Here is a 23,106-nt window from a genome sequence, read left to right on the forward strand (position 1 = left end):
GGCGTCATTGTTCCCGGCATGCCGCGAGATAAGCCCGCCATCCCCCGAACGCGGTGATGTCGCCGGCACCGTCCAAAGCCCACGGTTCGGCCAGAAAGCCGGAAACCGCAACGCCTTCGGCGAGTTCGACGGTACCGATCACCATCGGCGGCGGCACGGCGGCGACGAACGTGCCGAACCCCGCCGCCGGCAACCGCCAGATCTCGCCCTCGATCGGCGCGCCACCGTCCGGCACCCGCACCAGACCCGGCTTCGGCGGTGTCGTCGCCAACGCCCGCAACCGGTACGCCGCAGCGGTTCGCGCCGGCCGCACCAGGGTGCCGCCCGCCTGCACCAGTTCCTTGTTCAACGGCTGACCGCTGAGGTGCGCGCCGACCACGAACAGGTCGATCGACGGCGCGAGCAGCCTCCTGGCGAGCTCGGCCAGACCGCGGTCGCCGAACGCCGGACCGGTGAACATGACCCCGAACGGCAGGCCGTCGACGAACCCGGCGGGCACCGCGAGCGACGCGAGGTCGAGCAGGTTGGCGAAGTTGGTGAACCGCCCCAACCCGCTGTTGACGCCGACCGGATCGGCGGCCACCTCGGCGAGCGTGGGATGACAGGTGGTCGTCGGGGTCAGCAGCGCGTCGCACCCGGCGAGCAGGGCACGTCCCCGCGCGCCGAGCCGGGCGAGCGTGGCGGTGTCCTCGGCCCACTGCGCGGCCGTCGGCGCCGCGCCCGCGAGGACGATCGCGGCCACGGTGGGGTCGAGGTCGGAGCCGACGAGGTCGCGGTGCGACTCGATGTGCGCACCCACAGCGGCGTACCGCTCGGCGACGAAAGCGCCGCCGTACAACATCTTCGCGGCTTCCAGCAGTGGCGCGACGTCGACCTCGACGATCTCCACGCCGGTGTCGGCGAGCCGTGCCGCCGTGGCCGAGAACGCCTCGCGCCAGCCGGGTGCCATGCCGGCGAGGTGCTCGCTCGTGGGCACGGCGACGCGCGGCCTCGGTGCGAGCCCGACGTCCGGACGGGCTTCGCGCGACAGCGGATCCGCCGGGTCCGGTCCGGCCATGATCTCCGCGGTCAGCCGGGCGAGGCCGAGGTCGCGGGCGAAGACCGTGACGCAGTCCAGGGAGTAGCACGCCGGCACGACACCCGTGACGGGCACGAGCCCTTTCGTCGGCTTCACCCCGACGATCCCGTTGAGCGCCGCCGGCACCCGTCCGGAGCCCGCGGTGTCGGTGCCCAGCGCGGCGTCGACGATACCGAGCGCGACGGCCACCGCCGACCCCGCCGACGAACCGCCGGAGATCCTCGCCGGGTCCCAGGCGTTGCGGACCGCGCCGTACGGGGTCCTCGTGCCCACCAGTCCCGTGGCGAACTGGTCGAGGTTGGTCTTGCCGATCACCACGGCCCCCGCGGCCCGCAACCGCGCGACGGCAGTGGCGTCCGCTTCCGGGCGGTAGAGGTAGGAGTGCGCGGCCGCGGTGGTCGGCAGGCCGGCCACGTCGATGTTGTCCTTGACCGCGATCACCCGGCCGGCGAGCGGGAGGTCCTCACCGGCGGCCACCCGAGCGGCGATCTCCCCGGCCTCGGACAGCGCGTCCTCGCGGTGGCGCCGCGTCACCCAGATCTCGGGCCGGTCGACGGCGGCGATCCGGTCGTAGGCGGCCTGGACGGCGGCAACCGGGTCCGGCGTCACGGCCGCACCGCCGCGAGCACCTGACCGGGACCCACCTGGTCGCCGGGACGCACGTACAGCTCGACCAGCCTGCCCGTCACGGGTGCGGTCACCTCGGCCTCCATCTTCATCGCCTCCAGCGAGAGCACCGGATCTCCTTCCACCACCGGGGAACCCGGTTCCAGCGCGAGCCGCCACACGGTCGCGGTGAACGGCGCGGTCACGGCCACCGCCCCGTCCGGCACCACCACGTCCGCAACGGCCACCGGTTCCGGTTCGTCGTGCCGGTCGAACTCGCCGGCGAGCCGCCAGCGTTGTTTCTCCTCCTCGAAGGCCGCGGTCTGGCGGGCGCGGAAGGCCGCGATGTCGTCCGCGTTGTCGTCGAGGAACCGGAGGTGGCCGGCGATCGAGAACGTGCCGTCGACGGTCTCGAAGTCACCACGTCCGGCGTCGGTTTCGGCACGGAGCTCGAGCAGCTCGTCGGCGGAGACCGGGTACCACTCGATCCGGTCGAAGAAGCGCAGCGCCCACGGGTGCTCGGCGAAGAGGCCACCGCGGCGGTAGCGGTTCCAGACCTGCACGGTACGGCCGACGAACTGGTAGCCGCCCGGCCCCTCCATGCCGTAGACGCACAGGTACGCGCCGCCGATGCCGACGGAGTTCTCGGCCGTCCACGTCCGCGCCGGGTTGTACTTCGTCGTCACCAGCCGGTGCCGGGGGTCGAGCGGGGTCGCCACCGGGGCGCCGAGGTAGACGTCGCCGAGTCCCAGCACCAGGTACGAGGCGTCGAAGACGGTCCGGTAGACGTCGTCGACCGACGACAGACCGTTGATGCGCCGGATGAACTCGATGTTCCACGGTGTCCACGGCGCGTCTGAGCGCACGCCGGCCATGTACCGCTCGATCGCCAGCCGAGTGGCGGGATCGTCCCAGCTCAACGGCAACCGCACGGTGCGGGACGGCACCACGAGGTCCTGCGTCGCGGGGACCGAGCCTTCGAGTTCCCGGAGCAGCCGCGCGACATCGGAGGCCTTCAGCCGCGACGGATCGGTGTGGACCTGCAACGAACGGATGCCCGGCGTGACGTCGAGGATGCCGTCCGGGGCATGTGCCGCAAGGGTTTCCTGCAACGCGTGCACCCGCATCCGCAGCGCCAGGTCCAGAGTCATCGGCCCGTACTCGACGAGCACGTTGCTGTCACCGTCGCGCCGATAGGTGACGGACGGACGTTCGTCGGTCTCCTCCAACCGGCCCAGCACGCCGTCGTCACCGTCGCCGCCTCGGGACACCACGCGCGGAGCAGCAACCGGCGACGCGGCGTCGGCCTCGCGCACCCGCACGAACCGCACGGAGTCGCCGGGCCGCAGCTGCCCCAGCTTCCAGAGATCCCCGCTGGCCACCACGGCCGGGCAGACGAACCCGCCCAGCGAGGGGCCGTCGGGGCCGAGGACGACCGGGGTGTCACCGGTGAAGTCGATGGCACCGATGGCGTAGGGCGTGTCGTGGATGTTCGACGGGTGCAGTCCCGCCTCACCGCCGTCCGGACGCGCCCACACCGGCTTCGGGCCGATCAACCGGATGCCGGTGCGCGCGGAGTTGTGGTGGACCTTGAAATCGGTGCCGTAGAAGGCGTCCAGGTCCGCACGCGTGAAGAACTCCGGTGCCCCGTGCGGTCCTTCGGTGACCGCGATCTGCCACGCGTCGACGATCGCGGGACGCCGGTGGGCCGGGGTCGGGCCGCCGATCGTGGTCAGGCCGGGGTTCTCCGCCGCGTCCGGTGAGCCCAGCCGCAGCACGTCCCCGGACAGCAGCGCCCGTCCGGCATGGCCGCCGAACCCGCCCAGCGTGAACGTCGACGCGGACCCGAGGTGGGCGGGCACGTCGAACCCGCCCCGGACGGCGAGGTAGGCACGCAGGCCAGGACCGGTGATCGAGCCGATCCGCAGGGTGCCGCCGGCGGGGACGTCCACCGGTTCCCACCGCGGTACCGGCTCACCGTCCACATCGGACTCAACGGCGGCGCCGCTGAGGCAGACGACCGCGGGCGCCGAGAACCGCAGGATCGGCCCGGACGCGGTGATCTCCAGCCCCGGTGCCGCGGCGGGGTTGCCGACGGCGAGGTTCGCCTCCCGCAGCGACACGGCGTCGAACGGACCGCTGGGCGGCACGCCGACCTGCCAGTACCCGACGCGGCCCGGCAGGTCCTGCACCGTCGTCATGGTGCCCGGCACCAGCACGTCGACGCGCGGATCGGGGTCGGTCGTGACGTCGAGCGTGGAGGTCGAGTGCACCGCCGCACGCACGTCGTCGGAGCCGGTGAGTGCGCGCAGCAGTCCCAGGTTGGTGACGATGCCGTCCACGCGCGAGCCGCCGAGCGCCTCGCCGAGCAGGTCGAGCGCGGCGTCCCGGTTCGGCCCGGCGGCGATCACCTTGGCCAGCATGGGGTCGTAGTGCGGCGAGACCTCCAGCCCGGTCTCGATCCAGCCGTCCACCCTCACCCCGTCGAGCTCGGACGGGAAGACCGCCCGCGTCACCAGACCCGACGACGGCAGCGAGTCCTTCGCGGGATCCTCCGCGTAGACGCGGGCCTCGACCGCGTGCCCGTCCGGCACCCACGGCGAGTCGAAGACGCGATCGGGCAGGCCGTCCGCGCCGTCGCGGGCCAGTCGCAGCATCAGCTCGACCAGGTCGACGCCGAAGACCATCTCGGTGACGGGGTGTTCGACCTGCAGCCGCGTGTTGACCTCCAGGAACGCGGCCTCCTGGCGGACCGGGTCGTAGATGAACTCGACCGTGCCCGCGCTGCGGTACCCCACCGACGCGGCCAGGTCCCGCGCCGAGGAGTGCAGCACCGAGCGGACGTGGCCGGGCAGGGCCGGAGCGGGCGCCTCCTCGACGACCTTCTGGTTGCGGCGCTGCAGCGAGCAGTCCCGGTCACCGATCACCGCCACGCGGCCGAGACCGTCGCCGAACAGCTGCACCTCCACGTGCCGGGCCGGGCGCACCAACCGTTCGAGGAACACCCCGGCGGCGCCGAAGTTCTGCCGTGCCAGCAGCTCCACGCGTTCGAACGCCGCGCGCACCTCCTCAGCGGTGGCGCAGGCCTGCATGCCGATACCGCCACCGCCGCCGGTCGCCTTGACCATCACGGGCAGCCCGATCCGTTCGGCCTCCGCGACCGCCTCGTCGGCCGACGACAGCAGACCGGTCCCGGCGAGCATCGGCACACCCGCGGCGAGCGCGATCTCCCGCGCGGTGTGCTTCTGGCCGAACGCGGCGATCTGCTCGGGCGACGGGCCGACGAACCGCAGTCCGGCGGCCTCGACGGACCGGGCGAACGCGACGTTCTCCGACAGGAACCCGTAGCCGGGGTGGATCAGCCCGGCACCGCTGTGGAGAGCGGCCTCGACGATCGCGTCGGCCCGCAGGTACGACTCACGTGCCGGAGCCGGACCGAGCCGGACGGCCGTGTCGGCCTCGCGGACGTGCGGCGCGGCGCGGTCGGCGTCGGAGTAGACCGCGACCGTCTTCATCGCCAGCGCCTGCGCGGTGCGGATGACCCGGCGCGCGATCTCACCCCGGTTGGCGACCAGGACGACGTCGAACGAGGTCATGGCGCCACCACGATCATGCGCAGCGGCGTCGGGTTGAAGTCGTTGCAGGGGTTGTTCATCTGTGGGCAGTTCGACACCAGCACCAGCACGTCCGTCTCCGCGCGCACCGCGACCCGCTTGCCCGGCGCGGACATGCCGTCGACGATGCCGAGCGCGCCGTCCGCCTCGACCGGGACGTTCATGAACCAGTTGAGGTTGGACACCAGGTCGCGCAGGCCGAGCCCGTGCTTCTGGCCCTCGGACAGGAAGTTCTCCCGGCACCCGTGGTGGAACATCACGTGGTGCCCGTACCGCAACGTGTTGGACTCCTTGGAGCACGCGCCGCCGATCGTGTCCTGCCGGTCGATCTCGTTGCCGACGACGGTCATCAGCGGGTTGCCGAGGTTGCTGCGCAGCACCGTGCCCGTGCGGACGTAGGCGTTGCCCTGCCACGCCAGCGTGTCCGGCACGCTGTAGCGTTCCGCCGTGTCGTCCGCGTTGTAGAGCAGGCAGTCACCGGACTGGTTGCCGCCGACGTCCACAACGGTCAGAACGTGACCGGCCCGCACCACGGCGGACCACGAGGCGTTGGGCGCGACGCGTTCGTCGAGGACCACCTCGCCGGCGACGAGCGGCTCCGACCAGTCGAGCGGTGACTCGGGCGAGTGGGTCGCCCCGACCGGGACCGAACTGGTCACCATCCCCGCGCCTCCGCGTAGTCGATCGTGTTGAGGTAGGCCCGATGTGCTTCGGGCGTGGCCGTGAAGCGGTGGTCGGCGGGTCCCGTCGGCACCGAACGCCAGGCGTGCACGCGCAACGGCCCGACCACGTAGTCAGGACGCGGGTCCAGCGGGTGCGGCACGTTGGCCACCAGGACCAGCAACGGCAGTTCGGCCAGCAGCTCGACCGAGGTGCCCTCCCCCGCCGACCCGCGCCACTCGAACGCCCCGTCGGCGTCGACCCGGACGCCCTGGAAGAACGAGACGCTCGGCGGCAGATCGCGCGGTGCGAGCCCGTGTTTGGCCGCGGCCTTGACGAACAGCGAACGCCCTGCCGGGAACGGTCCTTCCGGCGCGGCGTCGCCGTACTTGCGCCGGCACCACGCCTCGGTGCTGGTGCCGCAGAACGCGTCGTGGTGGCCGGACGTGTCGCCGACGATCGTCGCGAGCACCCGGCCGTCACCCGACAGCAGCGGGTGCCCGGCACCGAGGTAGGCCTGCCACGGGATCTTCAGCGTGTCGGCGACGTTGAGCCGTTCGACCGGTTCCAGCGCGTTGTAGACGATCAAGTGCGCGCAGGCGTCGCCGGTCGGGTCGTCGAACCGGATCCGGGTGCCCCTGGCGACCACCTTGTGCGTGTATCCGCCTGGCGCAACGGTTTCCGCCCAGGTGAGTGCGGACACGCCCTCCGGCCGGTACGGGCTCGACGACGCCGGCAGGTAGGGCATCCACTCGCTCGTCTGCCCGCCGCGTGCGCGGGCGTCCGCTCTGGCGTTGAGGACGGTGTCGGTGTCGTGCTGGTCCACTAGGCCTCCTGCGCGGGTGCGACGTGGGTGTGCGAGACGTGCCGCAGCTCGATCCGGCCGTGCACCCGGTGCTTGAAGAGCAGGTACGCGGCGCCGCCCGCGACGCTGAGGGCGATCACGAGCAGCGCGCTCCACCGCAGCCACCACGTCTCGCCGGTGAGGTCGTAGATCTCCGGGCGCGGCCACAACAGGTTGATCGCCATGCCGATCTGGTAGACGACCGCGAGCGCGTTCAGCGGAATGCCCCACGCGCCCAGGCTGAACAACGGTTTCCCTTGCTCGTCAACGCCTCGGGGCCAGCCGTCGGTGGCGCGGTGCCGGATCCGGATCACCAGCAGCGGCAGCGTCACGCCCAGGTACGCGAGGTAGAGCATCGCGATGCACAGGCTCGACAACGCGGTGAAGATCGCGGACTGCCCGATGTTGACCACGAGTGCGACGGCGGCACCGACACCCACGACGATCGAGGCACCGACCGGGGTGCCGGTGCGCGGCGAGACCCTGCTCAGCGCCCGGTGGAACGGGAAGGCCTCGTCCCTGGCCATCGAGTAGATCATCCGCGCGCCCGCGGTCTGGATCGCCAGCGTGCACGCGAAGACGGCCACCGCGACGCAGCACAGGAACAGGCGGCCGAGCACACCGCCCAGCCGTTCGGTGAGCACCCACGACAGCCCGCCGGTCGCCAGGTTGCCGTCGGTGAGGCTCGGCGCGGCCATCAGCGCGCCGACGATCAGCAGCGCTCCTCCGACCGCGGACGCGATGAGCGCGTGCAGGATCGTGCGCGGGGTCGTGCGGCGCGGCGAGTGGGTCTCCTCGGACAGTTCGCCCGCGGAGTCGAACCCCACCATCACGTACGCGGCCATCAGCGACGACGCGAGGAACGCCGGGAGATAACCGCCTTCACCGGTCCAGCCCTCGTGGTGCAGCACGACGTCAGGACCGCGTTCGGGCAGCAGGAACAGCACGAGCACCAACGCGACGACCGCGACGATCTCGATGGTGACACCGACACTCGTCGCCGCCGCCATGTGCCGGACGCCGGCGATGTTCACCGCCGTCGTGATCACCAGCAGGATCACGCCGAGCAGCACGGCGTTCTGCGCACCGGTCGCGGACGTCACCGACGGGTCGGCACCGGAGCCGCCGACGATCTGGAACCCGGACCAGATGCTCGGCAGGACCACCTGGATCGCGATCGCGGCGGCCGCGACCGTCAGGATCTGCCCGATCACCATGACCCAGCCCGCGAACCAGCCGGCGGTCGTGCCCGCCAGGCGGCTCGACCACTGGAAGATCGCGCCGGAGACGGGCCAGCGCGCCGCGAGCTCGGCGAAGCACAGCGCGACGAGCAGCTGCCCGGCGAAGACCAGCGGCCAGGCCCAGAAGAACGAGGCGCCGCCGAGCCCGAACCCGAGCCCGAACAGCTGGAACACGGTGGTGAGGATCGAGACGAACGAGAAGCCAGCCGCGAACGACGAGAACGTCCCCACTCCTCGTCGCAGCTCCTGGACGTACCCGAGTCCCGTGCTGCCAGGCGAACCGGTGTCACTGAGAGAGGTGCTCATGGGTCCTCCGCGGGCCGGACGGAATATCTGTCGAGCGACAGGTAAGGAACTGTCCGGCGCTGGTGTTTCACGAACGGGTGACGCCATGTGAACTTGCCGTAAATCAGTGGGCCGGTCTACGCACTTCGGTCAAAACGAAAACAGCTCTGTCCATAGAGGACGGTCACTCAACCGCGGCCGAACGCCCCGGGGTTGGCGTCGTACGAAGTACCGCCGGTGAGCGGTGTGCCGCCGAACAGCTGGGAGACCGTGACGAACCGGTAGCCACGATCCTGCAGACCGGCCAGGATCGCCGGCACGGCGTCGACCGACGTCTGGTGGATGTCGTGCATCAGCACGATGTCACCGGGCTTCGTCCGGTCCAGCACGGCCTTGGTCACGACCGCGCTGTCGCGGTACTTCCAGTCCTCGGTGTCCACGCTCCACAGGATCAGCGGCCTGCCCGCGGCCGCGCGGACCGTGTCGTTGAGGGCGCCGTAGGGCGGCCGGACGAGCGCGGGCCTGGCGCCGGTCGCCTTGCCGACGGCCTGGTCGGTGCGGTCGAACTGGTCGCGGACGTCCTTGTCGGACAGCTTGGGCAGGCTGGGGTGCGACCAGCTGTGGTTGCCGATCTCGTGCCCGGCCGCAGCCGCACGGTGAACCAGGTCGGCGTTGTAGGTGGCGTTCTGCCCGACGACGAAGAACGTGGCGTGGGCGTTGTACTGCTCCAGGTTCGTCAGCAGCTGCGCTGTGTACGGGCCGGGTCCGTCGTCGAACGTCAGCGCGACGCACTTGACCTGAAGGCAGTCGACCGGCTGGGCGGTGGGCGGGGCGGCCGTCGTGGTGGGCGCGGGTGACGCGACCGGGACACCGGGGAGGTCGAGTCGTTGCCCCGGCTGGACCGCTTCGCGTTGAGCCCGGCGGCCGAGATCGGACAGCAGCGGCGCGGCGTCCGCCGGGGACAGGACGACCAGCTGCCGTCCGGCGGGCACGGCGGCGACCGCGCCCTGGTCGAACTGGACGACGAGGCCGCCCGACTCGGTGAAGGCGAGGTCGGTGAGGGTCGACGCGCGACGGTCGGGGCCGAGTGCCTCCTTCACCGCCGCGGTGTCGACGCCGTCGTGCCCGGACAGCCCGTTGACCAGGATCTCGGTGAACCGGTCCAGGGCGTCGCCTGCGATCAACTCCGTGGCCGGAACGGTTTTGCGGGTGGCGCCGTCGAACCAGTACGACCTCGTGCTGGTGCCGTCACCGGTCGCCATGAAGTCGAAGGTCGTCATCTCGACGCCCACCACGTCACCGGAGGCCACCAGGAAGTCCGAGTTGATGCTGATCTCCGGCGAGGCGTCGCCGCGGGCCAGCGCCTGGCACTGCTCGTCACTGCCGCCGTTGGCCTGGAAGAACGTGGTGAGGCGCCGGTGCACCGCGTCCCGCAGCGTGCTGGTCAGGTCGTCCGCGCCGGGAACCGCGGGATAGGTGGTCTCCCAGTGACAGTTCTCGTGCTCGCTGTTCTCGCTCACCAACCGCAGTCCGCCGATCCAGACCGGGGTGACCGTCCTGATCGCGGGGACGGCCGGCACCGGCTTGCCGGGTTCGAGACCCGCCGTGCACCCGGCGACCGTCGCGGCAAGCGCGAGCACGGCGAATCCGTTCCTCATGCCTCGGCATACGTACGAACCACAAGATCGGTTGCGGATCGCCTTGGGCGGTTTGACGGGAACTCCCCCGTTTGTCATCGGCCAAACGGATGGCGATCGAGAAATTCCTCCCGCGGAGGGGAACGACCGGCTCAGAGTGTCCGTCGCACCGGCGCCCAATTCGGCGGAGGGGATCGCGATGACTGGTCCGGGATCATCAAGCGCGGGGATCGACGCGTGGGTCGCGCAGGCCAAGGCGAAGGCCGAGCGCTACCAGGAGATGCGCGCGCAGGCACAGCAGATCTCCGTCACCGACACCGAGGGCCCGGTGACCGTCACGATCGACTCCAGCGGCAACGTCACGGACCTGCGCATCAAGGACCACGACGAGCTGGCGCGAGCGGTCCTGCTGACCATGCGCAGGGCGCAGGCGCGGCTGCCGGAGCGGCTCGCCGAGGTGATGGCCGAGACGATCGGCGACGACCGGCAGACGGTCGACACCATCGTCGGCAACTACCGGGCCAAGTTCCCCGAACCGCAGGTCGACGAGAACCCGCCGCCACCGCGCCCCGGGACCGATGACGACGAGGGCTTCGGCTCGGTGATGGACCGATGAGCGGCTACCAGGTCAGCACGACGGAGCTCAACGGCCACGCCGAGTCCGTGCGGAAGGTCGCCGACACGCTCAGCCAGGCGATGGACGCCGCCACGCAGGTCACCGTGGGAGTGGAGGCCTACGGGTTGATCTGCGGCCCGCTGTTCGTGCCGATCGTGATGGCGGTCAGCGCTCCCGGCCTGATCACGCTGAAGGTCGCACAGGAGGCGATCGGCAAGATGGCCGACGAGGTCAAGGCCACCGCCGAGCACTACGGCACGGTCGAGCAGAACACCGCGAGCAGCTTCACCGCGATCGAGGGCAGACTCTCGTGACGAACCCGCTGCTCGCGCAGAAGCAGGACTCCACCAACTGGCACACCGGCATCAACCTGATCGACGACGCCGCCGGCGTGTACGACGCGGTCGAGTCGGGCAGCTGGATCGAGGGCGGCATCTCCGCGCTCGGCGCCGGCATGGACCTGCTGACCGTGGCGATGAACCCGGTCGGCACGCTCATCTCCTACGGCCTGAACTGGTTGATCGAGCACGTCAAACCGTTGCAGGACGCGCTGAACCACCTCGCGGGCGACGGCGACCAGATCGCCGCGTACTCGGCGACGTGGGCGAACGTCGCCAAGGCCGTCGAGAGCGCGGGCAAGAGCCTCACCGACGCGGTCGCCAAGGAGACCGCGAACTGGTCGGGACCGGCCGCCGACGCCTACCGCAAGCACGTCGAGGGCAAGGTCAGCGGACTGTCCACGATCGTGACGTGCGCCAACGCCATCAGCACGGTCGTGAAGGTCGTCGGCGTCATCACGGGTGTCGTGCGCGGCCTGGTCCGCGACATGGTCACGCAGGCCGTCGGCGACTTCATCCAGGACGCGCTGGAGGAGGTCTTCTCGCTCGGCCTCGGCACGCCGTTCGTGGTGGCTCAGGTCGTCGAGCAGGTCGCCGCGTGGACCGAGAAGATCGGCGCCACGATCAAGAAGCTGATCAACTCGGTCGAGAAGCTGCGGCCGATCATGAGCAAGCTCGAGGAGATCTGGCAGGGCGTCCAGAAGGTCATGAACGCCCTGCACGGGCACGGCGGCGGTGAACCGCACGTGCCGCACGGCGAGGGCGGTGGCACGCACGTCTCGTCGGCCGAACCGCACGCGGGCGGTGGTGGTGCCGGTGGAGAGACGCACGTGTCGAGCGCGGGCGGGGACACCCACGTCTCCAGCGCGGAACCGCACACCGGAAACGGCGAACACGGCACCACGGGCGAGACGCACGCCTCCTCCGGTGAGGGCGCGCCCGGCGAGCACGGCGACCCGTCCGGCAACGGCAAGCCGCCCGGCGACGACTCGTCCGTGCGCAGCCAGACCGAGGATCCGCGCTCGACCGTGCAGGAGGCCGAGAACCGCACGGGCTGCGGTGACCCGGTCGACGTCGTCACCGGGGACATGTTCCTCACCCAGACCGACGTGACGCTGCCCGCCGAGCTCGGCCTGGTGCTGCAACGCACCCACATCTCGTCCTACCGCGTCGGCAGGCTCTTCGGCCGGTCCTGGTCGTCCACTGCGGACCAACGGCTGGAGGTCGACGCGCAGGGCGTGTGCTACGCGGGCGCCGACGCGATCCTGCTGGTCTACCCCGCACCGGCGCGGGGTGGCGCCGCGGTGATGCCGGTCGAAGGCCCGCGCTGGCCGTTGACGCTGGACGCCGAGGGGACCTACCGGATCACCCGCCCGAACGGGCACGTCCTGCACTTCACGCCGTCCGGGGTGGCGGGGCTGGCACCGCTGCGGGCCATCACCGACCGCAACGACCACCGCATCGACTTCGTCACCGACGCGGACGGGATGCCCACCGAGATCAGGCATTCCGGCGGCTACCGGGTCACCGTCGAGACCGCGCGCGGCCGCGTCACCGGCTACCGGCTCGGCGACATCCAGCTGATGTCGTTCGGCTACAACGACTCCGGCGACCTGACGCACGTGACCAACGCGTCCGGCCGGCCGCACGTGTTCGACTACGACGGCGAAGGCCGGATCGTCGGCTGGACCGACCGCAAGGGCACGCAGTACCACTACCACTTCGACGCGCAGGGCCGGGTGGCGTGGGCCGAGGGCACCGGCGGCATCCTCAACGCCCGCTTCCGCTACGAACCGGCGAAGACGACCGTGCTGGACTCGCTGGGCAACGAGTCGGTCTACCACCTCAACGAGCTGAAGCAGATCGTGCGGGTCGTGGACCCGTTGGGACACAGCGTCGTCAACGAGTGGGACCGCTACGACCACCTGCTCGCCCGCACGGACGCCCTCGGCAACACCACGCGCTACCGCTACGACGACGCCGGGCACGTCATCGAGATCGCCGAGCCGACCGGGTCGACGAAACGCATCGCCTACAACGAGTTCGGACTGTCCACTTCGGTCACCGACGGGGTCGCGACCACGAACTGCAGCTACGACGACCGCGGCAACCTCGTCGCCGTGCACGGTCCTGGCGGCTCGACCCGCTCGACCTACGACGCGCACGGGCACCTCACGAGCAGGACGGACGCGGCCGGCGGAACCAGCCACATCACCACGAACGCCGCCGGTCTGCCGATCATGATGGTCGACCCGCAGGGCAACCGGCACCGCTACGAACGCGATGTCTTCGGACGGCTCGTCGCCGCCATCGACCCGTTGGAGGGCACGACCCGTTACGGCTGGACCGTCGACGGACAGCCCGCGTGGCGGATCGGACCCGACGGCGGCCGGGAGACCTGGCGCTACGACGGTGAGGGCAACCTCGTCGAGCACGTCGACGCGGGCGGCAGGCGCACGACGTTCGAGATCGGCGACTTCGACCTGCCCGCCGCGCGGATCACGGCCGACGGCGCCCGCACGGCGTTCGCCTACGACACCGAGCAACGCGTCACGGCCGTCACGAACGCGCAGGGCCGCACGTGGACCTACGAGTACGACGCGGCCGGGAACCTGGTGCGGGAACAGGACTTCCACGGCCGCGCCACGACCAACACCTACGACGCGGCCGGGCGGCTCGTGTCCACCACGAACGGCGCGGGCCAGACCGTCACGGTGTTCTACGACGCCATGGGCCGGCGCATCCGCCAGCTCAGCGACGACGGCGAGATCACTTACGAGTACGACGCGCAGGGCCAGATCGTCCGCGCGGTGAACGAGGCGGGCGAGCTCACCCTCACCCGCGACCCCGCCGGCCGGGTGCTCACCGAGACGTTCAACGGCCGTGTGCTGGTCAACAACTACGACGCCGCGGGCCGTCGCGTGCGCCGGGTGACGCCGTCCGGCGCCACCGTCGGCTACACCTACGACCCGCTGGGCAAGCTGGCCTCGGTGCGGGCGGGCGCGCACGCGCTGACGTTCGACCGCGACCCGCTCGGCCGCGCGGTCACGCACCGCCTCGACGCCCGTCCGGTCGTCACCCAGTCCTGGGACGCGGAGGGCCGGCTCGTCGCACAGGACGCCGCGGGACAACGCAGGCAGCTGCGGTGGCGGCCCGACGGCCAGCTGGTCGCCGACGGCCAGAAACGCATCGACCTGGACGCCGTGGGCCGCGTCGCCGCGATCCACGCACCGGACAACACCGAACGCTACGTCTACGACCTCGCGGGCAACATCACCGCCGCCGCGTGGCTGCCCGGCGGCGACACCGACGGCCAGCGCGAGTTCGACCGCGGCCTGCTGCGCGCCGCCGGACGCACGACCTACACCTACGACGGCCAGGGCCGCGTGAGCGAGGTCCGCCGCCGCACGCTCTCCGGTCAGACCCTGCTGTGGCGCTACACGTGGAACGCCTACGACCAGCTCACCGAAGTGTCCACACCGGACGGACGCACCTGGCGGTACCTGTACGACGCGTTCGGCCGCCGGTGCGCCAAGATCTCCGGCGGTGTGCGCGTCGACTTCGCCTGGGACGGCTTCGACCTCGCCGAGCAGCACGTCACCGGCACCGGCGTCACGACGTGGGTGCACGAGCCGGGCACGTTCACCCCGCTCGCGCAGCTCGACGGCACCGGCTTCCACGCCGTCGTCACCGACCACCTCGGCAGGCCCACCTCGCTGGTCGACACCGGCGGCCGGGTGAGCTGGCAGGCGACGTTCTCCGCGTGGGGCGTGCTGCTGGGCTCGCGGTTCACCACGGACTGCCCGCTGCGCTTCCCCGGCCAGTACCACGACACCGAAACCGGCCTGCACTACAACGTCTTCCGCTACTACGACCCGCAGACCGGCCGTTACACCTGCCCCGACCCGCTGGGCCTCACGCCCTCGCCCGACCACTACTCCTACGCCGGCAACCCGCTGCTGTTCATCGACCCGTACGGGCTCTCGGTGTGCGGCAGGCAGGGACCGGTGCAGCTGGGCGAGACAGACCTCAGCAGGATGGCGTACGAGCACCGCTTGAACGAGGGCGTCGGCTCGCACCAGAACGTCGCGGTCTACGAGTACGACACGCCGACCGGCAAGCAGTACCTGATCCAGGCCAACGACCCCGGTCGCCTGCACTCCGAGCAGATCATGCAGAAGGAGCTGCAGGCCCGTGGCATCCACCCGGACCAGGTCACCCGCATCTACTCCGAACGCGTGCCGTGCTCGACACCCCGGCACGAATGCGCCGGCATCGTCGCCCAGTACAAGAACGCCGCCATCACGTGGAGCCTCTCCGGCACCAAGCGGGAGAACTGGATGGCGCTGCACCAGTGGATGTCGCAAGGACACCCCTGAGATCAGCACGCTTAGTATTGCGCCGTGGAGCCACTGGAGCTGTTCGAACACGCGCTGACCGCACCGCTGGACGACCTGATCGTGCCATCGGTGCAGGTCATGCCGCCCACCTCCATCAAGACCTGGCAGCTGCCCGCCACCGACCTCGAGGCCTACCAGCGCTGGGGCCTGCCGATCGTCGAGGCGACCGAGCTTCAGCCGTCGTTCGACCGGGTCATCGAGGACGAGGACCAGGTCTACTACCGGCTCTGCGCGATCGGCGAAGACGACCTGGTCACCGCCGCGGACACCGGCACGGTCGAGGGCTTCTGCCACCTGGAGGGCGCGGCGTTCCCCCGCTACTGGATCAACGGCTCAGGCGCCCTGTTCGTCGACACGGCGTGGCGCTGGTACGGCGTGAACACCGCCCTGCGCGCCGCGCCGTTCGAGTACGAGACCTACGACCGGCTCGACCGGTTCTTCGCGCTCGTGCAGGAAAAAGACCCCACGGTCGGCGAGAACTCGCTCTGGCACAGTCTTGTCGAGGGTTGGTGAGCACGACCAGCCGCCTCACCCCTCCGACCATTCGTCGAATGGCACATTCACTTCGCGAACAAACAACATTGCGCAAACTGTTGCTGTAGCGTGGAAAAGAATGCGAATCTCTCGCGACCAACGCCTGCTGGACGTTGAGAGATCGGAGTTCTCGGCATGCCTGAAGGCATCAGTCGCCGCAGCCTGATAGCGGGCGCGCTCGTCGTCGCCACCACCGCCGACCAAGTCCTCGCCACACCGGCACAGGCCGCCACCCCGGCCACGCCCGTCCCGCTCCCGCCCCTGCGCATCCCGAAGGTCGACCTGGGGGTCGAACAGCAGTCCGACGCCAAGGTCCGGTGGCTGCAGGACGCCAAGCTCGGCCTGTTCCTGCACTGGGGCCCGTACGCGGGCCCGGCCAAGGGCGAGTGGTACATGCACAACGCGGCCGTGACGCCCGCGAACTACCGCAAGTACGTCACCGACGCCACCAACGAGCAGTTCACCGCCAGCGCCTACAACCCAGGCACCTGGGCGCAGCTGGCCAAGGACATGGGCGCGAAGTACGCCGTGCTGACCACGCGCCACCACGACGGGTTCGCGCTGTTCCCGAGCGCGCACCCCAACGCGTGGACCTCGGCGCAGGCACCGTTGAACCGCGACCTCGTCAAGGACTACGTGGCCGCCGTGCGGGCCGCCGGGCTCAAGGTGGGCCTCTACTACTCGCCGATCAACTGGCGTTATCCCGGCTACTACGACGTGACCGGCACGAACTGCGCGTCGAACCCGTGGGGCTACACCACCGATGCCGCGCACAAGGAGAACGCGCGGATCCTGAAGACCGAGGTGTACCAGGCGGTCCGGGAGCTGGTCACGCAGTACGGCGTGATCGACGATTTCTGGTGGGACGGCGGCTGGGTCGCCGAGCAGGGCACCGACGCGGACGGCGCCTTCTTCTGGGAGCCCGGCCAGTCGCGCGACACCGCCAACCAGTGGCCGGTCGACGCCGCCTACAGCGAGAACGACCCCGCCACCGGCAAGCCGCTCGGCCTGACCGGGCTCGTGCGCGCACATCAGCCCGACATCGTCACGACCTCGCGTTCGGGCTGGATCGGCGACTACACCAGCGAGGAGGGCGGTTCGGTGCCCACCGGCCCGATCCGCGCGGGCAAGGTCGCCGAGAAGTGCTTCAGCGTCGGCGGGGCGTGGGGCTACACCGGGGACACCGCGATGTCCTATCGCGACACGATGAACGTCCTGGTCAACGCGTGGGTCCGGAACATGACCTGCCTCGTCAACGTCGGCCCCGACCGGACCGGCGTGGTGCCGCCGACCCAGGCGGACCTCATGCGCCAGATCGGCGCCTACCTGTCGACGTACGGCTCGTCGGTCTACGGCACCCGCGGCGGCCCGTGGGAACCCGTTGACGGCCAGTACGGCTTCACCAGCAACGGCAACACGTTCTACGTGCACCTGCTGCCCGGCTACAGCGGCACGAGCTTCACCACGCCGTCGATCGGCGACGCCCGGGTGAGCAGGGTCTTCGACGTCGCCTCCGGCACCGCCCTGTCCTACGCGGTGAGCTCGGGGCAGGTGACGATCACCGGCATCAACCGCACCCGCCACCCCGAGGACAGCGTCGTCGGGGTCACGCTCGACCGGTCCGTGCAGCCGGCCGACATCGCCGCGGGCCGGACCGCCACGGCCAGCAGCGAGGAGAGCGGCAAGGGCAACACCGCGGCGAAGGCCGTCGACGCGTCCACCTCGACCCGCTGGTGCGCGAACGACGGCAACACCGGGCACTGGCTCAAGGTCGACCTCGGCTCGATCAGGTCGATCACCGGCGTGCGGATCGCCTGGGAGCGCGACGCGACCAACTACCGTTACCGCGTCGAGGGTTCCGCCGACAACACGACCTGGACGGCGCTGGCCGACCGGACCGCCACCACGAGCACCAGCCAGGTCCAGACCGCCGTGTTCAGCGCCAGGGCGCGGTACGTGCGGGTGACGGTGACCGGTCTGCCGTCCGGGAGCTGGGCGTCCATCCGCAACTTCGAGGTCTACGACCGGCCGATCGCCGAGCTGTAGCTTTCCAGGAAGGACCAACGATGTTCCGCAGAATCGCCGCGCTCGCCGGCCTGCTCACCCTGGTGGTGACCGCCGTCCCCGCCTCGGCCGCACCGGTCGTGATCACCAACGCCACGCAGTTCACCGACACCGCCGGGGCCGTCGTGCACGCCCACGGCGGCGGGGTGCTGAAAGTCGGCGACTACTACTACTGGTTCGGCGAGAACCGCAATCCCGACAACAGCTTCAAGGCCGTCTCGGTCTACCGCTCGACCGACCTGAAGACCTGGGAGTTCCGCAACGACGCGCTCAGGCAGTCGAGTGCCGCGGAACTGCGGTCGGCCAACATCGAACGGCCCAAGGTCATCTACAACAGCGCCACGCACAAGTACGTGATGTGGATGCACAAGGAGAACGCCACCGACTACAACGAGGCCCGCGCCGCGGTCGCCGTCTCCGACACCGTCGACGGCGACTACACGTGGCTGGGCAGCTTCCGGCCGCCGAGCGGCACGACGTCCCGGGACCAGACGTTGTTCACCGACGACGACGGCACCGCGTACCAGATCACCGCCACAGCCGGGAACGCCGACCTGAGCATCTACCGGCTCACCGCGGACTACACCGGCTACGACGCCCTGGTCGCGAACCCGTGGCCGGGCAGCTACCGCGAGGCACCGGCGTTGTTCAAGCGCAACGGGGTGTACTTCATGCTGACCTCGGGCACCAGCGGCTGGAACCCGAACCAGCAGCGCTACGCCACCGCCACCAGCCTCGCCGGTCCGTGGACCGCGATGGCGGACGCGGGCAACGACACCACCTACCGTTCGCAGACCGCGTACGTCCTGCCCGTCCAGGGCATGTCGGGCACCTCGTACCTGTACCTGGGCGACCGGTGGGGCAACTCGACGGGCGGCACGGTGAACGACTCGCAGTACGTCTGGCTGCCGATCGCCTTCCCCAAGAACAACACCATGGTCCTGCCGTGGTACCCGCAGCTCTCCATCGACACCGCGGCGGGCACGGTCACCGGCGTCGGCGGCGGCCCGTACTACAACCTCGTGGCCAGGCACAGCGGCAAGTGCGTGGACGTCACGAGCAACTCGGCCGCGGACGGCGCGTCGGTCCTGCAGTACACCTGCGGTGGCGGGCTCAACCAGCAGTGGCGGCTGACCGACGCGGGCGGAGGCTACGTCCAGGTCATCGCGCAGCACAGCGGCAAGTGCCTCGACGTGTCCAGCGGATCGACCGCGGACGGCGCCACCGTCCTGCAGTACCGGTGCGGCAGCGGCACGAACCAGCAGTGGTCGTTCCAGGACCAGGGCAACGGCTACTACCGCCTGGTCGCCCGGCACAGCGGCAAGTGTCTCGACGTCTCGGACGTGTCCACGGCCGATGGCGCCAAGCTGATCCAGTGGACCTGCGGCAGCGGCACCAACCAGCAGTTCGCGCGCCGCGCGGTGTGACCGGGAGCCGGGAAGCCTTGAGGTGTCAAGGCTTCCCGGCTTCTCAGGTGGTCAGGACCGCCACTGCTGGTTCGACTGGCTCCCGCAGGACCACAGGATGAGCTGGGTTCCGTTCGCGGTACCGGCCCCGTTGGCGTCCAGGCACAGGCCGGACTGCGCGCTGGTGATCGTGCCGTTGGCGTTGACGTTCCACTGCTGGTTCGCGCCGCCGGTGCAGTCCCAGATCACCACCTTGGTGCCGTTGGCGGTACCGGCACCGGAGGCGTCCAGGCACTTGCTGCCGTAGACCACGAACTGCTTGCCGGAGGTGTAGGTCCAGCTCTGGTTGCTGCCGCCGTGGCAGTCCCAGAGCTGGACCTGCGTGCCGTTGGTCGTCGTCGCGCCGGGGACGTCGGCGCAACGGCCGGAAGGCACGCCGACGATCTGCCGGCTGCTCACGGGGTCACCGATGCTGCCGGGCACGGAACGCAGGGCGGCGTACCAGGTCGCGGCCATCTTGTCGTAGCCGGTGGCGGTCGGGTGGACGCCGTCGATCAGGTCGGCGGTGGTGAGCGCGGAGTGCATGTCGACCAGGTGCACGCGCTTGCCCGCGTTCACCTTGCTCTGCACCATGCCGGGAATCGTGGCGTTGAACGCGCGGCCGAGGGACTCCTGGCTCTCGTTGGTGATCGGGATGATCGTCGCGACGAACACGTCCGCGTTCGGCACGGTCGCGGTGATGCGGTCGACCAGGGCGGACAGCCGTGCGGGCGCGTTCGCCACGTCGTGGTTCTGGAGCACGTCGTTGGTGCCGATGTGCAGCAGCACCGTGCGGGGGCTGGTGCTGCCGAGCCAGCTGACGATGTTCGCGTCGATCTGGTCGATCCGCCAGCCGGGATGGCCCTCGTGGTCGTGGTCGCCCAGTGAGCTGGGGCCGTTGAACTGCGAGCCGACGAAGTCGACCCGGTAGTTCGCGGCCGAGAGCCGTTGCCACAGACCGATGCGGTAGCCGCCCGGCACCTGCGTGCCGTCGGTGATCGAGTCGCCCAGCGGCATGATCCGCGTGCCGCCGTTGGACTCCGCGACCGCCGGTGCGGCGGCGGACAGCGTGGCGGTGAGCACTGCGGCCGCACAAGCGATGAGCCGTCGTAACGTGACCTGCATCAGGTACTCCTGTCCCAGGTGAGCGCGTCGTTGCGTTAGCGTTAACACTGGCCAATTCGCCAGGCGGACGTCAAGAGCAAGTCCATTTGAGACAAATACTGTTAACGCTCACATGAGTGCCGCTCACGAACGCCGCTGGGACACCCACGTCGCGACCTGCACCCTGGACCGGAACCCGAGCTTGGCGAGGATGTGCTCGGTGTGCGTCTCCGCCGTCCGCACCGAGATCACCAGCCGCTCCGCGATCTGCCGGCTGGTCAGCCCTTCGGCGATGAGGTCGGCGATCTCGCGCTCCCGCCTGGTCAGCACGGCCGGTGGCTCCACCGGTGCAGCGACAGCCGGTTGCTCGTTCAGGGAGAACGCGATGGCGTCGTCGACGTCCATCGCCCGGCCGCGCCCGAACGCCTCCTCGAACCCCTTGTCCCCCAACCGTTCCCGCGACACCCGCTCGGTTTCCTCGTGGTACGGGTAGAGGTGCTGGTAGGTGCGCAGCGGCCGGCCCATGATCTCCCAGATCCGGTCGGCCGCACCGAGCAGCGCGGCCGCCGGCTCCGCGTGTCCCAGCGCGGACTCGACCCACGACAACGACTCCGTCGACCAGCCGATGCCGGTGAGGTCGCGGATGTCGCGGCGCAGCCGGATGCTCTCGCGGTACAGCTCGGCGGCCCGGTCGTGCTCGCCCTGCGCCATCGCGAACAACCCGATGCTCCACAGCGCGTACGAGCGGTGGAAGCGCTCCCCCGCGGGTTCGGTGAGCCGCAGCCACTCCTCGTGGCAGGCGGTCGCGCGGGCGACGTCACCGACGAGTCCCACCGCGCTCGAGTAGCTCAGCATCAGGTCGAGGCGGCGCGGCACGTCGACTCCGGGTGGCAGCGTCGCGAGGCCCCGCTCGAACACCGCGATCGCGGCCGGCAGGTCACCGCTGTAGAGGTCGACGCTGCCCTCGACCCAGTCGGCGAAGGCCGCGATGGTCGGGTCGGCCAGGATCGCGGCGTCCGCCTTGGCGTCGGCGAGGCGCTGCCGGCTGACGTCGAACTGGCCGTCCGCGGACGCCAGACTGCCGTCGGTGAGCAGGGCTCTCGCCCGCAGCGCGGACGGCGGGCTCGGCCGGTCGAGCGCCCGCGCCAGCCACAACCGGCCCTCCCTGGCCCATCCGCGACCCCACCAGTAGAAGTGGAACAGCCCCGCCAGCAACCGGAACGCGGCGTCCAGCTCTCCCGGTTGCCGCAGGCAGTAGTCCACGGCCGCCTGCACGTTGGCGTGTTCGCGGTCGAGCCGGGCGAACCAGTCCACCTGCCGGGAGCTCACCCAGTCGGCGTTGGCCCGGTCGACCAGGCCGAGGTGGAAGTCGCGGTGCGCCAGGAGAAGGCGGTCGTGCTCGCCGGTCTCCTTGAGCTGTTCCACGCCGAACTCGCGGATGGTCTCCAGCATCCGGTAGCGCATCACGTCGCCGTGCTGCTCGGCGACCAGGATCGACTTGTCCAGCAACGAGGCCACGGTGCTCAGCACGTCCTCCGCGGCGAGCCCGGCGCCGGCGCACACGGCCTCCGCGGTGTCGAGCTCGAACCCGCCGGGGAACACCGACAACCGCGCCCAGAGCAGCTTCTCCCGGTCGGAGCACAGGCCGTGGCTCCACTCGATGCACGAGCGCAGCGTCTGCTGCCGCGCGGGCAGCCGGCGCCGTCCCGCGGTCAGCATCGCCGGCTGGTCCACCAGCCGGGCGAGGATGTCCTTCTCCGACAACGCCCGCACCCGTGCCGCCGCCAGCTCGATCGCGAGCGGCAGGCCGTCCAGCCGTTGGCAGATCTCGGCGACCACGTCCCCGTTGGCGGCGTTCACGGTGAAGCCGAGCCGCACCGACGCCGCCCGTTCCACGAACAGCGTCACCGCCTCGGAGCTGCTCAGGTCCTGCTCCGCGAGCGGCCCGCGCACGGCGGGCAGGGTGAGCGGCGGTACCGGCATGACCACCTCGCCCGCGATGCCCAGGCACTCCCGGCTCGTCGCGAGGATCCTCAGCTCGGGACAGGTCTGCAGCAACGCGTGGGACAGCTCGGCGACGGCGTCGACCAGGTGCTCGGAGTTGTCGAGCACCAGCAGCAACCGGCGCGCCGCCAGGTAGTCGATCAGCATCTCCAACGACGTGCGGCCCGCCTCGCGCATACCCACCGCCAGCGCCACGGCGTTCGCCACGAGCTCCGCGTCGCGCAGCTGGTCCAGCTCGACCAGGACCACGCCGTCCGGGAAGGCCCGGTGCACGACGCGGCTCACCTCCAGGGCCAGCCGGGTCTTGCCGACTCCGCCCGGTCCGGTGAGTGTGACCAAGCGTGACGACGAGAGGAGGCGCTTCACCTCGTCGACCTCTTTCCGACGGCCGACGAAGCTGCTCAACTCCAGAGGAAGACCTGAGGTTCTCCTCCGGACGACGGCGCCCACACACGCACCGTAACGGTCCGGCTCCCACCTCGCAGTGGGAGACACGCAACGGTTCGGACACTCTCGCAGAGCCCCGGCGAAGTCGTGTCCGGCTTGCCCGGCCAAGCGTGACCTTTGCGTGGATGAAGGGCGCCTTCATCCACCTGAAGTCGAATAACGTGCGCATAATCACACCAAATGGGGGTG

At 70.5% G+C, this 23,106-nt stretch carries 14 protein-coding genes; 6 read left to right on the top strand and 8 right to left on the bottom strand.

The annotated features are described in order from the left end of the window. Window positions 1-4: 4 nt before the first annotated feature. From ABZV40_RS36845 to ABZV40_RS36870, 6 genes are all read right to left on the bottom strand, one after another. Window positions 5-1,687, bottom strand: coding sequence for an allophanate hydrolase (locus tag ABZV40_RS36845; RefSeq protein ID WP_355452667.1), 1,683 nt, complete (start codon window positions 1,685-1,687; stop codon window positions 5-7). Continuing rightward, the gene (gene uca / locus ABZV40_RS36850) at window positions 1,684-5,280 is read right to left on the bottom strand and encodes an urea carboxylase (protein WP_355452670.1); all 3,597 of its coding nucleotides are present in this window, start codon (window positions 5,278-5,280) and stop codon (window positions 1,684-1,686) included. Before uca ends, ABZV40_RS36845 begins: the two co-directional genes overlap by 4 nt. After that, complete coding sequence (locus ABZV40_RS36855; protein ID WP_355452673.1) at window positions 5,277-5,960, bottom strand: urea amidolyase associated protein UAAP2; 684 nt, start codon at window positions 5,958-5,960, stop codon at window positions 5,277-5,279. Before ABZV40_RS36855 ends, uca begins: the two co-directional genes overlap by 4 nt. Further along, a complete protein-coding gene (locus ABZV40_RS36860) occupies window positions 5,954-6,784 on the bottom strand; it encodes an urea amidolyase associated protein UAAP1 (RefSeq protein WP_355452676.1) in 831 nt (276 codons plus the stop codon). Before ABZV40_RS36860 ends, ABZV40_RS36855 begins: the two co-directional genes overlap by 7 nt. After that, window positions 6,784-8,349 carry an amino acid permease gene (locus ABZV40_RS36865; protein WP_355452679.1) on the bottom strand — a complete coding sequence of 522 codons (1,566 nt, stop codon included), beginning with the start codon at window positions 8,347-8,349 and terminating at the stop codon, window positions 6,784-6,786. Before ABZV40_RS36865 ends, ABZV40_RS36860 begins: the two co-directional genes overlap by 1 nt. A gap of 167 nt (window positions 8,350-8,516) precedes the next feature. Beyond that, window positions 8,517-9,986 (bottom strand): polysaccharide deacetylase family protein, encoded by a 1,470-nt coding sequence (locus ABZV40_RS36870; protein ID WP_355452682.1) that lies wholly within the window; start codon window positions 9,984-9,986, stop codon window positions 8,517-8,519. Window positions 9,987-10,164: 178 nt separating this feature from the next. Here ABZV40_RS36870 and ABZV40_RS36875 point away from each other — a divergent pair, with 178 nt between their 5' ends. The 6 genes from ABZV40_RS36875 (at window position 10,165) to ABZV40_RS36900 (ending at window position 19,344) form a co-directional block, all read left to right on the top strand. Continuing rightward, window positions 10,165-10,581 carry a YbaB/EbfC family nucleoid-associated protein gene (locus ABZV40_RS36875; protein ID WP_355452685.1) on the top strand — a complete coding sequence of 139 codons (417 nt, stop codon included), beginning with the start codon at window positions 10,165-10,167 and terminating at the stop codon, window positions 10,579-10,581. Beyond that, entirely contained in the window at window positions 10,578-10,895 is a 318-nt protein-coding gene (locus tag ABZV40_RS36880) for a type VII secretion target (RefSeq protein ID WP_355452688.1), read from the top strand. Before ABZV40_RS36875 ends, ABZV40_RS36880 begins: the two co-directional genes overlap by 4 nt. Continuing rightward, window positions 10,892-15,298, top strand: coding sequence for an RHS repeat-associated core domain-containing protein (locus ABZV40_RS36885; RefSeq protein ID WP_355452691.1), 4,407 nt, complete (start codon window positions 10,892-10,894; stop codon window positions 15,296-15,298). The genes ABZV40_RS36880 and ABZV40_RS36885 overlap by 4 nt, the downstream gene beginning before the upstream one ends. 24 nt (window positions 15,299-15,322) lie before the next feature. Next, a complete protein-coding gene (locus ABZV40_RS36890) occupies window positions 15,323-15,832 on the top strand; it encodes a hypothetical protein (protein ID WP_355452694.1) in 510 nt (169 codons plus the stop codon). A 156-nt stretch (window positions 15,833-15,988) separates the two neighbouring features. Then, complete coding sequence (locus ABZV40_RS36895) at window positions 15,989-17,899, top strand: alpha-L-fucosidase (RefSeq protein ID WP_355452697.1); 1,911 nt, start codon at window positions 15,989-15,991, stop codon at window positions 17,897-17,899. Between the two features lie 20 nt (window positions 17,900-17,919). Beyond that, on the top strand, window positions 17,920-19,344 hold the full coding sequence (locus ABZV40_RS36900) for an RICIN domain-containing protein (RefSeq protein ID WP_355452700.1): 1,425 nt from the start codon (window positions 17,920-17,922) through the stop codon (window positions 19,342-19,344). Window positions 19,345-19,395: 51 nt separating this feature from the next. Here the strand turns inward: ABZV40_RS36900 and ABZV40_RS36905 are convergent, their stop codons facing one another. Beyond that, window positions 19,396-20,487: an RICIN domain-containing protein gene (locus ABZV40_RS36905; protein WP_355452703.1), complete on the bottom strand. Its 1,092-nt coding sequence runs from the start codon at window positions 20,485-20,487 to the stop codon at window positions 19,396-19,398. A gap of 123 nt (window positions 20,488-20,610) precedes the next feature. After that, entirely contained in the window at window positions 20,611-22,965 is a 2,355-nt protein-coding gene (locus ABZV40_RS36910) for a LuxR C-terminal-related transcriptional regulator (RefSeq protein WP_355452706.1), read from the bottom strand. Between the last annotated feature and the right edge of the window lie 141 nt (window positions 22,966-23,106).

Source organism: Lentzea sp. NPDC004782 (assembly GCF_040609115.1).
In the GTDB taxonomy this organism is placed as follows: domain Bacteria; phylum Actinomycetota; class Actinomycetes; order Mycobacteriales; family Pseudonocardiaceae; genus Lentzea.

What these genes read in the sequence shown, in the direction of transcription:
- ABZV40_RS36870 (WP_355452682.1), bottom strand. Translation starts at nt 9,986, where the DNA reads ATGAGGAACGGATTCGCCGTGCTCGCGCTTGCCGCGACGGTCGCCGGG.
- ABZV40_RS36855 (WP_355452673.1), bottom strand. Translation starts at nt 5,960, where the DNA reads ATGGTGACCAGTTCGGTCCCGGTCGGGGCGACCCACTCGCCCGAGTCA.
- ABZV40_RS36865 (WP_355452679.1), bottom strand. Translation starts at nt 8,349, where the DNA reads ATGAGCACCTCTCTCAGTGACACCGGTTCGCCTGGCAGCACGGGACTC.
- ABZV40_RS36905 (WP_355452703.1), bottom strand. Translation starts at nt 20,487, where the DNA reads ATGCAGGTCACGTTACGACGGCTCATCGCTTGTGCGGCCGCAGTGCTC.
- ABZV40_RS36875 (WP_355452685.1), top strand. Translation starts at nt 10,165, where the DNA reads ATGACTGGTCCGGGATCATCAAGCGCGGGGATCGACGCGTGGGTCGCG.
- ABZV40_RS36900 (WP_355452700.1), top strand. Translation starts at nt 17,920, where the DNA reads ATGTTCCGCAGAATCGCCGCGCTCGCCGGCCTGCTCACCCTGGTGGTG.
- uca (WP_355452670.1), bottom strand. Translation starts at nt 5,280, where the DNA reads ATGACCTCGTTCGACGTCGTCCTGGTCGCCAACCGGGGTGAGATCGCG.
- ABZV40_RS36880 (WP_355452688.1), top strand. Translation starts at nt 10,578, where the DNA reads ATGAGCGGCTACCAGGTCAGCACGACGGAGCTCAACGGCCACGCCGAG.
- ABZV40_RS36895 (WP_355452697.1), top strand. Translation starts at nt 15,989, where the DNA reads ATGCCTGAAGGCATCAGTCGCCGCAGCCTGATAGCGGGCGCGCTCGTC.